At 58.4% G+C, this 12,655-nt stretch carries 12 protein-coding genes; 3 read left to right on the top strand and 9 right to left on the bottom strand.

The window, feature by feature from the left end:
* Nucleotides 1-6: 6 nt before the first annotated feature.
* Complete coding sequence (gene hemF / locus ACFWW4_RS06410; RefSeq protein WP_411890081.1) at nt 7-885, bottom strand: oxygen-dependent coproporphyrinogen oxidase; 879 nt, start codon at nt 883-885, stop codon at nt 7-9.
* A 116-nt stretch (nt 886-1,001) separates the two neighbouring features.
* Between hemF and ACFWW4_RS06405 the strand changes: the two genes are divergently transcribed.
* Both ACFWW4_RS06405 and ACFWW4_RS06400 read left to right on the top strand, forming a co-directional pair.
* Nucleotides 1,002-1,388 (top strand): hypothetical protein, encoded by a 387-nt coding sequence (locus ACFWW4_RS06405; protein ID WP_393926685.1) that lies wholly within the window; start codon nt 1,002-1,004, stop codon nt 1,386-1,388.
* A 223-nt stretch (nt 1,389-1,611) separates the two neighbouring features.
* A complete protein-coding gene (locus ACFWW4_RS06400; RefSeq protein ID WP_393926686.1) occupies nt 1,612-2,001 on the top strand; it encodes a hypothetical protein in 390 nt (129 codons plus the stop codon).
* On the opposite strand, the gene ACFWW4_RS06395 is transcribed toward ACFWW4_RS06400, so the two are convergent.
* Genes ACFWW4_RS06395 through clpS form a run of 3 tightly spaced genes read right to left on the bottom strand, consistent with a single transcriptional unit; the run spans nt 2,002 to nt 4,164 of the window.
* Nucleotides 2,002-2,805: an SDR family NAD(P)-dependent oxidoreductase gene (locus tag ACFWW4_RS06395; RefSeq protein WP_393926687.1), complete on the bottom strand. Its 804-nt coding sequence runs from the start codon at nt 2,803-2,805 to the stop codon at nt 2,002-2,004.
* A gap of 21 nt (nt 2,806-2,826) precedes the next feature.
* On the bottom strand, nt 2,827-3,798 hold the full coding sequence (locus ACFWW4_RS06390) for a class I SAM-dependent methyltransferase (RefSeq protein ID WP_411890080.1): 972 nt from the start codon (nt 3,796-3,798) through the stop codon (nt 2,827-2,829).
* Nucleotides 3,799-3,822: 24 nt separating this feature from the next.
* A complete protein-coding gene (gene clpS, locus ACFWW4_RS06385; protein WP_393926689.1) occupies nt 3,823-4,164 on the bottom strand; it encodes an ATP-dependent Clp protease adapter ClpS in 342 nt (113 codons plus the stop codon).
* 338 nt (nt 4,165-4,502) lie between these two features.
* On the opposite strand from clpS, the gene ACFWW4_RS06380 reads away from it, so the two are divergent.
* Nucleotides 4,503-5,951, top strand: a complete 1,449-nt coding sequence (locus tag ACFWW4_RS06380; RefSeq protein WP_393926690.1) for a D-alanyl-D-alanine carboxypeptidase family protein — start codon at nt 4,503-4,505, stop codon at nt 5,949-5,951.
* Nucleotides 5,952-5,978: 27 nt separating this feature from the next.
* Here the strand turns inward: ACFWW4_RS06380 and ACFWW4_RS06375 are convergent, their stop codons facing one another.
* The 5 genes from ACFWW4_RS06375 to ACFWW4_RS06355 all read right to left on the bottom strand — a co-directional run bounded on the left by ACFWW4_RS06375 (nt 5,979) and on the right by ACFWW4_RS06355 (nt 12,561).
* Nucleotides 5,979-6,635, bottom strand: coding sequence for a hypothetical protein (locus ACFWW4_RS06375; RefSeq protein WP_411890079.1), 657 nt, complete (start codon nt 6,633-6,635; stop codon nt 5,979-5,981).
* A gap of 120 nt (nt 6,636-6,755) precedes the next feature.
* Nucleotides 6,756-8,354, bottom strand: coding sequence for an ABC transporter ATP-binding protein (locus tag ACFWW4_RS06370; RefSeq protein WP_411890078.1), 1,599 nt, complete (start codon nt 8,352-8,354; stop codon nt 6,756-6,758).
* Nucleotides 8,351-9,550, bottom strand: coding sequence for an ABC transporter permease (locus ACFWW4_RS06365; RefSeq protein WP_393926693.1), 1,200 nt, complete (start codon nt 9,548-9,550; stop codon nt 8,351-8,353). Before ACFWW4_RS06365 ends, ACFWW4_RS06370 begins: the two co-directional genes overlap by 4 nt.
* The gene (locus ACFWW4_RS06360; protein WP_393926694.1) at nt 9,550-10,623 is read right to left on the bottom strand and encodes a microcin C ABC transporter permease YejB; all 1,074 of its coding nucleotides are present in this window, start codon (nt 10,621-10,623) and stop codon (nt 9,550-9,552) included. The genes ACFWW4_RS06365 and ACFWW4_RS06360 overlap by 1 nt, the downstream gene beginning before the upstream one ends.
* A gap of 12 nt (nt 10,624-10,635) precedes the next feature.
* Nucleotides 10,636-12,561 (bottom strand): extracellular solute-binding protein, encoded by a 1,926-nt coding sequence (locus ACFWW4_RS06355; protein ID WP_411890077.1) that lies wholly within the window; start codon nt 12,559-12,561, stop codon nt 10,636-10,638.
* Between the last annotated feature and the right edge of the window lie 94 nt (nt 12,562-12,655).

The following is a 12,655-nucleotide window of genomic DNA, read 5'->3' as shown; positions in this document are numbered from 1 at the left end:
CCATCATCATATCCATTTTGCCAATGGCGGCAGGCTCATCAGCACGGCATTGGCGTCATGGCCCGTGGCCAGCCCGAACTTGGTGCCACGGTCGTAGACAAGGTTGTATTCAGCATAAAGCCCGCGATGGATCAGCTGGGTGTCCTTGTCGGCATCGGTCCATGGCGTCCCCCGCCGTTTTTCGACCAGCGGCACATAGGCTGGCAGAAAGGCGCGGCCAATATCCTGCGTCAGGGCGAAATCAGCCTCCCAATCGCCGGTGCAGTAATCATCCATGAAGATGCCACCAACACCCCGCGCCCGCTTGCGATGCGGGACATAGAAATACTCATCCGCCCACGCCTTGAGCTTGGGGTAATGCGCCGCGCCATGCGGATCCAGATTGGCCTTCTGGACGCCATGAAAATGGGCCGTGTCCTCATCATATTCGATACAAGGGTTCAGGTCGGACCCACCGCCAAACCACCATGCATGAGGTGTCCAGAACATGCGCGTGTTCATATGCACAGCCGGGGCGTGCGGGTTCTGCATATGCGCGACCAGTGAAATGCCCGACGCCCAGAACCGTGGATCATCTGCCATGCCAGGCACACCGCGGGCCGCCATCGCCTTTTGCGCCGCCTCACCCAGCGCGCCATAAACGGTCGAGACGTTGACGCCCACCTTCTCAAACACCCGACCGCCGCGCATTACCGACATCAGGCCACCGCCCGCATCCGTTCCGTCGTCAGCATGCCGCTTGGTTTCGGTCACTTCGAAGCGACCGGCTGGCCCGTCAGACTTGTCTGTATCCTCAAGCCCTTCGAATGCGGCGACGATATCGTCCCGCAATGTGCGAAACCACGCCGATGCTTTCGCCTTTTCGGCTGCAAACCCCTCTGACATGACTGCCCCTGTCCCCTGATATTGCATAACACTCTCGTGTTACTTTCCTTGCACCATATCAATCACGTATAGATGATCCAGACCAAACCCATTCGTTTCACCCTTCGGAGACAGCCATGCGCCCCGCCCTTCTGATTCTGCCACTGCTTGCACTGACCGCCTGCGCAACACCTCGCGAACAATGCATCAACGAGGCAAGTCGTGAGGCGCGGGTACTCAGTGCGCTGGTCAATGAAACACGGGCCAATCTGGCACGGGGCTATGCGCTGGAGGAACGCCAGGAAGTCCGCTCATTCACCCGCATGTGCAGAGGTGAAAACTCCGACGGCACGACATTCCGCTTTCCCTGCAGCAAGACGGACACGATTACTGTGACGGAACCTGTCGCCATCGACCTGAATGCAGAAACCGCCAAACTTGCCTCTTTGGAAGAACGGCTCGCGCAAGTTCAAACCGGAACTAACGCCGCCGTCGCCCAATGCATTGCGATCCATCCTGAATAGACCTCTGCGCCAATCAAGATTTTCATCCGGTTAGGCCATTTGTGCGTGGCTTACTCTATCTTCCGGCGCTTCGGATGGTGCAAACATACAACAGCGCCCACCATTTCAAAAAGTGAGCTGCGCGACCACGGTTGCCACCGAAAAGATCGATACGTACAACGCATCGCATACATAAAATGCGGCATACTTGAACCCTACGTATTCGCAAAACCCTGGAGAAACCATGCGCCACTCGATCTTACTCTTGCTTCCCGCCCTTGCCTTAGCGGCATGTTCCACGCCCCGCGAAGACTGCATCTACAACGCCAATGATCAGCTACGCACATTGGAAAGCAAGATCAAAACGGCGCAGGGCAATGTCGACCGCGGCTTCGCTATCAGCACGAGCAGAAACACTCGGACTGTTGAAGCCACTTGCACAAACACACTGCCCGACGGCACGGTCGAACGGTATCCCTGTGATCGTACCGAGACGTTTACAACATCGGATCCGGTCCAAATCGACATCGCTGACGAACGCAGAAAACTTGCTGAATTCAAGCGTCAACTGGCTCCACTTCAGGCGGCGACGAATACTGCAGTGCAACAATGCATCGCCATTCACCCTGAATGATCAGTGCGCAGACACGTCTGCAGGGTCGATTAGCGTACGCCCACCATCGACAGTAATGATCTGGCCGGTGACAAAGCCGGCCGCATCTGACGCCAAATACTGCACCGCATCCGACACCTCACCGGGGCTGGCGATGCGGTGTAGCGGCGTATTTTCCACAATCGCCTCGCGCGTCTCATCGTGATCCTTCAGCGATCCTTTCAGACTGGCGCTCATCACGCTGCCAAACGCCACAGCGTTTACCCGGATACGGTGGGGGGCCATGGCCACGGCCATCGACCGGGTCATCTGGTCCAATGCCGCACAGCTGACCGAATAGGCCAGCAGATCAGCATGGGTGCGGCGGGCGGCAATCGAACTGATATTCACAATCGCGCCAATCGGACTGTCATCATCGCCATCGGCCTGTTTGATCATGCGCCGCGCGGTGGCCTGGCTGAGCCTTAGGGCCGTCAGCAGGTTCTGGTTCAGCAATTCATCGACCGAATTGTCATCGGGGTTCAACGGGTCGGTTGTCATCACCTGTCGCGATGCATTGACCAGGATATCCACCCGTTCAAACGCATCCACAGTTGATGACAGCAGATTGGTGACCGTCAGCTTCTTGCGCAGATCACCGGCAAAGATGCGAATATTCTCTTCCTTCTCCGCCTCTTCGCCGATCTCGTGACACAGTTTCTTTTCATCCATATCAGCGAAAACCACATTGGCACCCTGTTCGACAAAATGCCTCCCGATGGCCAGACCGACGCCGTTGGCTGCTCCGGTGACGATGGCCGTCTTGCCAGCGATGGAAAAGGACATGTGGGTCTCCCTCAGCGCGCCTTAGCGGACAGGCCGGTTGGCGTGAAACAGTTTGAACGCACCGTTACCGCCAATCATGTCCACATTACGGAAACTTTCGGTCAAGGTTGTTTCATAGGGCAAATGCCGGTTGGCGACCATCCACAGCTTGCCATGCGGGGCCAGCAGGCGTGACGCCGCCTGAATAAAGGCGCGGCCCAGCCCCGGATCAGACGCGCGGCCGGCGTGAAAGGGTGGGTTCATGACGATCCCGTCAAACGGGGTGTCCGGCTTGAACCGGGTTGCGTCCGCCCAGTGAAACCGGACCTTCGGATCAGTAACATTCAAACGGGCGCAGGCAACGGACAGCGCCTCGGCCTCGATCAGATCCAGCGATGTGACACCAGCACGGGCCAGAACCGGGGCCGCCAGATACCCCCACCCGGCCCCCAGATCAGCCATGCGGGCGGGAAGCTTGGCAGGCAACGCATCGGCCAGCAGGGCAGAGCCCGCATCAACCACCCCGTCCGAAAACACACCTGCGGTCGTGTAGAATCCATGCGCGCCCTTCTGAGGCGGAGGTGCCTCCCAATCGGCAAACGCATCCGTCGCCGCAAACCAGAATATCCGACCATGTGATTTGGTGATCGAGGGCAAATCGCCCAGCCGTTTGCGACATGCCTTGAAGATGCTGTCGATCCCGTCGGTCTTTTGACCGTCAACTATGACAAACGCGGCATTGTCACAGGCATCAGCGATCATCGCCCGCGCCAGCAGTTTTGCACGCGGCAGAACCACGATGGCGGTCTTGGTGTCTGCCACCGACTGCGCCATGCCGTATCCCGCATTCTGCCACGCTATGTAGTCGGGATAGAACCCATGCACGATCTCTGTCGCATCCCTTGGCAGCGCTGACACATCATAGCCCGCCGGTGGGCGCATTACGGAAATGTTGCCATCGGGCAACGCCAAAAGACCATCATCCAGGGCCGTGCTGAGGCGGGATTGGGACATGTGGCGGGGAACAGCGCTGCTGCGCTATTCCTTCTCCATTGTGCATTGCAGCGGGTGCTGATGACGCTGGGCAAAGTCCATGACCTGCGCAACCTTGGTCTCGGCAATCTCGTGGCTGAAAACACCGACCACCGCGACGCCCTTCTTGTGAACGGTCAGCATCAGTTCAAATGCCTGCGCATGGGACAGGCCAAAAAACCGTTCCAGAACATGCACGACAAATTCCATCGGCGTGAAATCATCGTTCAATATCAAAACCTTATAAAGCGGCGGGCGCTTGGTCTTGGGCTTTGTCTCAAGCACAACACCGACGTCACCGTCGTCATCATCCTCTTTGTCAGCCATCATGATCAGGTCAGCCAGCATCAATATGTCCCGTGTGATAGGCGTTATATATAAGGCACACGCCCCCAGTGAAAAGGCCAAGCTGTCGCAAACCACAAAAGAGGCGACAGGGGGCCGCAAGTCACCCATCTTGGGGGCCGATCCATCCGGTCCACCACATGTTGCTATATCGACCTGATCATCGCCTGCAAAGTCTTTGAATTTAGGGTATTTTCTGAAAATCGAAGCTGTGTTAGCCTTGCCTCATAATAACAAGACCACCGGAAAAATCCGGGGTCAGAGGCAGATAAAAAGAGGCAAGCGACGTGGCAAGTCGTCCGGGACAATTGGCCCTCAACGGGCTATTTCTATTCGTATTAATGATATCTTTGCTTGTGGCGCCCCTGCGCGGCACGGCGGCACCCTACGCAGCAATGGTGATGGACGCGCGCACGGGCGAGGTTTTGCATTCGCGCAACGCCGACACCCGGCTCCATCCAGCATCGCTGACCAAGATGATGACGCTCTATATTGCCTTTCAGGCGATCGAACGGGGTGAGATCACGCTGGATACCGAGGTGACTGTCAGTCGCCTGGCCGCCAGCGAACCGCCCTCCAAATTGGGCTTGCGCGCCGGGCAACGCATACGACTGCGCTATCTGCTGCGCGCGGCGGCCGTGAAATCCGCCAATGATGCCTCAACCGCCATTGCCGAGGCGATCTCGGGCTCCGAAGCTGCGTTTGCCACACGCATGAACCGGACCGCCATCGCCATGGGCATGCGCAACACCACCTTCCGCAACGCCCACGGGCTGACCCAGAACGGGCATATGTCGACCGCCCGCGATATGTCGGTGCTCGGTCGTCACGTGATCTATGATTTCCCGCAATACTATAACCTGTTCTCGCGCCGCACCGCCGATGCAGGGATCGCCACCGTGCGCCATACCAATCGGCGCTGGCTGAACAGCTACCAGGGCGGCGATGGAATCAAGACCGGCTATACGCGCGCCGCTGGCTTCAACCTTGTTGCCTCTGCCCAGCGCGGTCAGGAACGGATCATTGCCACAGTGTTCGGCGGGTCCTCGACAGCCGCCCGAAACGCGCGCATCACTGAACTGATGGATATGGGTTTCAACCGCGCGCCGTCGCGTGCACGCATCCGCCAGCCAAACCCGCCTGCGGCGATGCTGTCGGGGACACCAAGCAATCAGGGTGCCGCCGTGCGCGGCAGCGCTGGCAAGACAGTGCGCGTCAACGGGCTCGTCTCCACCAGCATACGCCCCCTGGCGCGGCCGCTGCCGCAAGCACCAGAGCCTGAACTGCTTGTCGCAGCCATCGATCAAAGCGTGATCGACGAAGTTGTCGCCAGCGCGGTCGACGCGGCCGTGGCAGAGGCGCTCGCCGATGTGCTTGGGGAACCGGCACCGGAAACGACGCAAGTCGCCAGCGCCACACCTGCGGTCACCCCGCAACCACGTCCGGCCCCTTCCACCGAAACCGTCATGATGGCCGCCGCCGCACCTGATCTGGCAACGGCCCCTGTGGAAACCGGACCAGAGGTCGTGACCCGCATCTCTACCTCGGGCGGACGGCACTGGGGCGTCAATGTGGGCCGCTACAACACGCGCTATGACGCCGAACGGGTGCTGCTGCGCGTCGCCCTGAACGAGATGAGCACGCTTGACGGCTCACTCCGCCGGGTCGTGCAACGCTCTGGCGGGTTCGACGCCAACTTCATGGGCCTGACCCGCGAAGGGGCCGATCTCGCCTGCCGCAGGCTGCAGGCGCGCGGCACGACGTGCTTCATGATCGGGTCGGATGGTTAGACAGTCAGTCATCTGTCCCGGCAACAGTCACTTCCAAGGTACGCTGACTTCGAGCACGCTAAACAATTGCGGCGTCCGGCCCAGCCGATCCGTCAGATGGTCGCGATCAACTGTCAGCATATCGAAAGTTGCAAGCGTGCCGGTCTCGCCATATTGACCGATCACTGTTGACCACCGACCCAGCCGCACCGCTGGCGTTGGCTGGCCGGGCAGCAACGATGCTGCATCGCGGAGTCCCATTTCGGCACCAATGCCCAACAGGCATATCTGCCGAACAGGTTGGGCGCTGGTCCAATCACTTACAACCAGAATGGCAGGCGGCTCTGTCGGCCTCACCATGATTGCGAAAGGTCCCGACCTCGTGCCGGTCTGCGTGTCGATCCAATAATTCACGATCAATTGCTGGCGCACCGGTTGCATTGGCCTGAGTGGGTATTGGGGAAGAGAGCCATGCGCGTTATCAAGGGTCGCCAGATCTTCCAAAAGCGGGCGTTGATCTTCGGCGGCGGGCACCCAACCTGCGTTGGACAGAAAGCTGGCAATGTCCCCACGTGTTTCAAACTGCCCGCCGCAGGCCTCCATGACCTCGGTCAGGGCTGAATCGGCAAGGGCCGTCACAGCAAAGAGTGATACACCCAACGATAATGCTGCCATTCTTATGCGGCGGGCAATCGGTTTGGTCATCACGTCAGGTCTCCTCATTCGGCGCAAGATGCAGCAGCATCCTGCGCTCTATTTTCATATAGGCAGACTTCTCGAGATTGCATGGCGAAAGGAGATGTGCCTTCGCATAACGCGCAGTCCTCAGGCAACCTTGCCTTCAAACGCCGCAGCCATCAGTGCGCGTGTGTATTCGGTCCGTGGCGCATCGAAAATAGCGTCCGCGTCCCCCGCCTCGACCACATCACCCTGCTTCATCACCATCACCTTGTGGGACAGCGCGCGCACCACCTTCAGGTCGTGACTGATGAACAGATAGGCCAGCGCGTATTTCTGCTGCAGATCACGCAACAGCTGCACGATTTGCACCTGCACCGTCATATCCAGCGCCGATGTAGGCTCGTCCAGGATCAAAAGCTTGGGGCGCAGGATCATTGCACGGGCGATGGCAATCCGCTGGCGCTGCCCGCCCGAAAACTCATGCGGATACCGGTCCATCAGGTCAGGGTTCAGCCCCACCTCGCCCATGATTTCGGCCACCATCTCGCGCCGGTTGCGCCCGGGTTCCACCCCATGCACACCCAGCCCTTCCGAGATAATCTCGGCCACTGTCATGCGCGGTGACAACGATCCGTAAGGGTCCTGAAACACGATCTGCATTTCACTGCGAAGCGGGCGCATCTGGCGCTGGTTCAGATGGTGAATATCGGTACCCTGAAACGCGATCCGGCCTTCCGACCCGATCAGACGCATCACCGCCAGCGCCAAAGTGGTCTTGCCTGACCCGCTTTCACCCACCACGCCCAGCGTCTCACCCGCGCGCAATGTCAGGGTCGCGGCATTAACTGCCTTGATATGCCCTACCGTCCGCTTCAGCAGCCCGCGATGGATGGGAAACCAGATCTTGGTATTGTCAGTTTCCAGCACGACAGGCGCCTCAGCCGGAACAGCCGCAGGCACGCCGGTCGATTCAGCGGCCAGCAGCATCTGGGTATAGGGGTGCTGCGGATTGGCAAAAATCTCTTCAGTGGGGCCGGTCTCGACAATTTCGCCATCCTTCATGACACAGACCCGGTCGGCGATCTTGCGCACAATGGTCAGGTCATGGGTGATGAACAGCATCGACATGCCCACATCCCGTTTCAGATCGGCCAGCAGGTCGAGGATCTGCGCCTGAATGGTAACATCCAGCGCGGTCGTCGGCTCATCCGCGATCAAGAGGTCCGGTCCATTCGCCAGCGCCATGGCAATCATGACCCGCTGCCGCTGCCCACCGGACAGCTGGTGCGGGTACGCGTTCAGGCGGCTTTCCGCATCCCGGATCCCCACCCGATCCAGCAGTTGAATGATCCGCTTGCGCACCTCAGGACCACGAATGCCCTGATGCAGCTCGATGCTTTCGGCCAGCTGCTTTTCCAGCGTGTGCAGCGGGTTCAGCGATGTCATCGGCTCCTGAAAGATAAAGCTGATATCGTTGCCCCGCACCCGGCGCAGTTCAGCCTCATCCGCGCCGACCATCTGCGCGCCGTCATAGGTGATGGACCCGGCCATGACAGCGCTGTCACCCAACAACTGCACGGTCGACAGTGCCGTCACTGATTTCCCCGACCCGCTCTCGCCGACAATGGCAACCGTTTCGCCTTTCTGCACCTGAAACGACACACCGCGCACCGCATGTGTCGTCTCACCATCCTGGCGAAAGGCCACGCGCAGGTCACGCACATCCAGCAGTGGCGTACTCATCGTTGATCCGTCCCTGTCTTGGCCAATGTCACCTCTTTGGCAAAGGGCAGATCGTCTGTCTCAACCTTGCCATCGGCTACAAAGGTCTTGCGCGGATCAAAGGCATCACGGACCCCTTCAAAGATGAACACCAAGAGCGACAACATGATCGCAAAGGTGAAGAAGGCCGTGAAACCCAACCACGGGGCCTGCAGGTTCTGCTTGGCCTGCAAGGTCATCTCACCCAGCGACGCCGATGATGACGGCAATCCAAAGCCCAGAAAATCGAGGGCTGCCAACCCGCCAATTGCCCCTGTCACCAGGAATGGCAGCATGGTCACCGTCGCCACCATCGCATTGGGCAGCATATGGCGAAACATGATCGTCCGATCACTGACGCCCAGCGCCTTGGCAGCACGCACATATTCCAGATTGCGGGCGCGCAGGAATTCCGCGCGCACCAATCCCGTCAGCGCAGGCCAGCCAAACAGGACGGTGATAAAGACCAACAGCCAGAAACTTCGCCCGAAAATGGCTGTCATGATGATGATGACATAAAGCGACGGGATGCCCGTCCAGATTTCGATAAAGCGCTGGAACAACAGGTCAGTCCAGCCACCGCGATAACCCTGCACAGCCCCGGCGATAATGCCGAGAACTGACGCCATTACCGTGACGATCAGGGCAAACATCACCGACAAGCGGAAGCCATAGATGATCCGGGCGACCACATCGCGCTTGGTATCGTCGGTACCCAGCCAGTTCTCACCGCTGGGGGGCGACGGGGCGACGCCGGGGACATCCACGATCGTGTTGTAGGAAAACGGGATGACCGGCCACAGGACCCAACCGGGCTCAAACCCTTCGATATCCACCGTCTCGCCAGCATCGACCGCGGCAATCAATTCCTCTGGTGTGTCAAAACAATCGACCAGTCCACCCGTGACAATCAGGCACTCGACCTCGACATCCTTGTAACCGGCCTCTGTCGGGAAATCGCCGCCGAAATCCTGCTCGGAATAAAAGCTAAAGATGGGCATCCGCAGCTCATCGCGGTAGCTGACAAGGATCGGTTTGTCATTGGCAATGAACTCAGCCAAAAGCGACAACCCGAACAGGATGCCGAAAATGACAAGCGACCACCAGGCCCGGCGGTTGCGGCGGAAATTGCGCCAGCGGCGCTGGTTCAGCGGGGACAGGAAGGGTCGTTTCGCCATCAGCCCCGCGCCTCGAAATCAATACGCGGATCGATGAACACATAGGTCAGATCGGTCAGAATACCGACCACCAGCCCGATCAGCGAAAACGCAAACAGGGTGCCAAAGACAACCGGATAGTCGCGGGCGACCGCAGCCTCGAACCCCAGCCGACCCAACCCGTCCAGCGAAAACAGCGTTTCGATGATCAGCGAGCCTCCAAAGAAAACCCCGATAAACAACGCCGGAAAGCCCGAGATCACAATCAGCATGGCGTTGCGGAACACATGGCCGTACAGCACCCGGCTTTCCGACAAGCCCTTGGCCTTGGCGGTAATCACATACTGCTTCTTGATCTCGTCGAGAAAGCTGTTCTTGGTCAGTAGGGTCAGGGTCGCAAAGGCGGAGATAGTCGAGGCAATCACCGGCAATGTGATATGCCAGAAATAATCCAGCACCTTGCCGATCAGGCTCAGGTCCTCCCAATTGGCAGATGTGAGCCCTCGCAGCGGAAAGATGCGCCAATAGGACCCGCCAGCGAACAACACGATCAGCAGGATGGCAAACAGAAAACCCGGGATCGCATAGCCCACGATGATCGCACCTGACGTCCAGGTGTCAAAGGGGCTGCCATCGCGCACGGCCTTGCGAATACCCAAGGGGATCGACACCAGATAGGCAATCAGGGTGGACCACAGGCCCAGCGTGATGGAAACAGGCATCTTTTCGATCACCAGATCGAAAACGCTGATCTTGCGAAACCAACTTTCGCCAAAATCAAAGCGCATGTAGTTCCACATCATATTCAGGAACCGTTCAAGCGGCGGCCTGTCAAAGCCAAACTCGCGCTCCAACTCCTCGATAAACTCTTTGGGCAGACCCTGCCCGCCCAGATACCCGCTATCCTCACCACCGCCAACTTCATTGCCACCACCGGCGATCCCCTCAAACACATCGCCGCTGCCCTCAAGCTGGGCAATGATCTGTTCAATGGGGCCGCCCGGCACAAACTGGATCAGGGCGAAGTTGACAATCATGATGCCCAGCAAGGTCGGGATCACCAGCAACAGTCGTCGGAGGATATAGGCGCCCAAAGCTAACGATCCTTACTGGAATGCGCCTGCTGCACGCAGGGCCTCGCCTGCTTCTTCGTCATACCACCAGAAATCCAACTGCCCCAACGCGTAAGGAGGCATGTTTTCGGGATGCCGGAACATGTCATAATAGGCCACTGTGTGCTTGTCCTTGAACCATTGCTGAACCCAGAACCCTTCAGCCCGCAAGGCGCGGTCAAGCGCGTGAACCGCCGGCGTCAACCCCTCCAGCGTCTTGGCCTCAATGACCACCTTCATCAGCCGGTCAATCGCCTCGCTGCGCAACCGCATCAGGTTGCGTGAACTGTCATCTGCCGTTTCAGACCCGTACCACTGGCGCAAGCCACTGCTGGGCTCGAAGGTCATGCTGAAACCATGCCCCACCATATCAAAATCGCCGCTGCGCCGGCGGTCGACATATTGTGAACGGTCCACGCGATCCAGTTTGGCATCAACGCCCAGCCGTGTCAGGTTTTCGATATAGGGGTTGATGATCCGGTCGAATGCGGGACTGAAAGACAGGATCTCAAGGCTCAACGGCTGACCATCCTTCATGCGGACACCATCGTCACCGGCAACCCAGCCCGCCTCATCCAGCAAGGCCGACGCGGCACGAAGGTTGCGACGGTCAAGGGGGCGGTCGGCGGCGCTTGAAGTCGGCGCCATGACAGGCTCGCTTGTCAGGATGCTTTCATCCAGCAATCCGTCATCGACCAAGGGCTGTAGAATGGCCACTTCCTCTGGCGTCGGCACGCCTACAGCTTCCAGATCTGAGTTCTCCCAGAACGAATTGACCCGCTCATAGAGCCCATAAAACAAGGTTTCATTGGACCACTCAAAATTGAACATCAGGCCAATCGCCTGCCTCACCCTCAGATCCTGCCACTTCGCGCGATCCAGGTTGAAAACAAAGGCCTGTGCATAGCCGATCGTGCCATCGGCAAATTCTTTCTGCACGGCCTGCCCGTTATCGATTGCGGGGAAATCATAGCCGGTCGCCCACTCCTTGGACGAATTCTCGATGCGGAAGGTGTAAGCGCCCGATTTAAACCCTTCCAGGGCAGCGGCCGCATCGGCAAAATACTCGATCCGGATACTGTCGAAATTGATACGGCCCGTGTTGATCGGCAAATCCTTTGCCCACCAGTTGGGGCTGCGTTCATAAATGATCTGGCGACCAATATCGACATCACCAAGCACATAAGGACCGGTCCCAAGGAAGGGTTCGACACGGGGTTCATCAAGCCGGGCACCGGTCTCCTCAAACCATGACTTGGAAAAGATCGTGCTGCCACCGCCGGCAATACCGATCACGTCACGGCGCGGGGCCTCGGGGTTGAAGTTGAACTTGACCTCATAGGGGCCAAGAACCTCGACACTGTCGACATAGGTGCTGACGACATTACGATATTCGGCAATGCCCTGCTCCATGAACAGTTCATGGGTGAACTTGACATCCTCGGCGGTCAGCGGTCGTCCATCGGAAAACGTCACATCGTCGCGCAGGTTAAAGATGACCCAATCGCGGCTTTCAGGATATTCCATGGTCGTACACATATAGCAGTAGGAGCCATAGGGATCATCTGCCGTACTGGCCAATATCCCCTCATAGGGCAAGCCGGGCAACGATGCCGCGACACCCTTACGTGAATAGTTGTTGAAACTGTCAAACGTGCCTTGCGCCCAGAGGGCAATCTCGCCGCCCTTCGGGGCATCAGGATTCACATAGTCAAGGACCTCGTTCGGGCCATATTTCACCTCACCGAAATTCGAATAGGCGTGACTCTCGATAATCGTCTCATGGCTATCCGCCCAGACGCCGTTGGCGGCGATGGCCGCGCCCACGCCGATCACCGATCCCATCAACCAGTATTTCAACCGCGCCACCGTTTGGTGCTGTGCCGCGGCGATGGCTCTGGATCGGGGGCGATACTGCATTACTGTCTCCGGATTGAAAAACATCTGATCGTGCTTACATAAAGTAAATGGATTGTTTCATCGAGTTTCAAGTTGAGTTTACGTGATCACCAAG

Source organism: Yoonia sp. SDW83-1, from assembly GCF_046762885.1.
In the GTDB taxonomy this organism is placed as follows: Bacteria; Pseudomonadota; Alphaproteobacteria; order Rhodobacterales; family Rhodobacteraceae; genus Yoonia.
The sequence above is the reverse complement of the archived record's forward strand: the minus strand, read 5'-3'. Positions and strand labels throughout refer to the sequence as shown.

Coding starts and splice junctions, on each gene's coding strand:
- hemF (WP_411890081.1), bottom strand. CDS start 885: ATGTCAGAGGGGTTTGCAGCCGAAAAGGCGAAAGCATCGGCGTGGTTT.
- ACFWW4_RS06405 (WP_393926685.1), top strand. CDS start 1,002: ATGCGCCCCGCCCTTCTGATTCTGCCACTGCTTGCACTGACCGCCTGC.
- ACFWW4_RS06400 (WP_393926686.1), top strand. CDS start 1,612: ATGCGCCACTCGATCTTACTCTTGCTTCCCGCCCTTGCCTTAGCGGCA.
- ACFWW4_RS06395 (WP_393926687.1), bottom strand. CDS start 2,805: ATGTCCTTTTCCATCGCTGGCAAGACGGCCATCGTCACCGGAGCAGCC.
- ACFWW4_RS06390 (WP_411890080.1), bottom strand. CDS start 3,798: ATGTCCCAATCCCGCCTCAGCACGGCCCTGGATGATGGTCTTTTGGCG.
- clpS (WP_393926689.1), bottom strand. CDS start 4,164: ATGCTGGCTGACCTGATCATGATGGCTGACAAAGAGGATGATGACGAC.
- ACFWW4_RS06380 (WP_393926690.1), top strand. CDS start 4,503: ATGATATCTTTGCTTGTGGCGCCCCTGCGCGGCACGGCGGCACCCTAC.
- ACFWW4_RS06375 (WP_411890079.1), bottom strand. CDS start 6,635: ATGACCAAACCGATTGCCCGCCGCATAAGAATGGCAGCATTATCGTTG.
- ACFWW4_RS06370 (WP_411890078.1), bottom strand. CDS start 8,354: ATGAGTACGCCACTGCTGGATGTGCGTGACCTGCGCGTGGCCTTTCGC.
- ACFWW4_RS06365 (WP_393926693.1), bottom strand. CDS start 9,550: ATGGCGAAACGACCCTTCCTGTCCCCGCTGAACCAGCGCCGCTGGCGC.
- ACFWW4_RS06355 (WP_411890077.1), bottom strand. CDS start 12,561: ATGCAGTATCGCCCCCGATCCAGAGCCATCGCCGCGGCACAGCACCAA.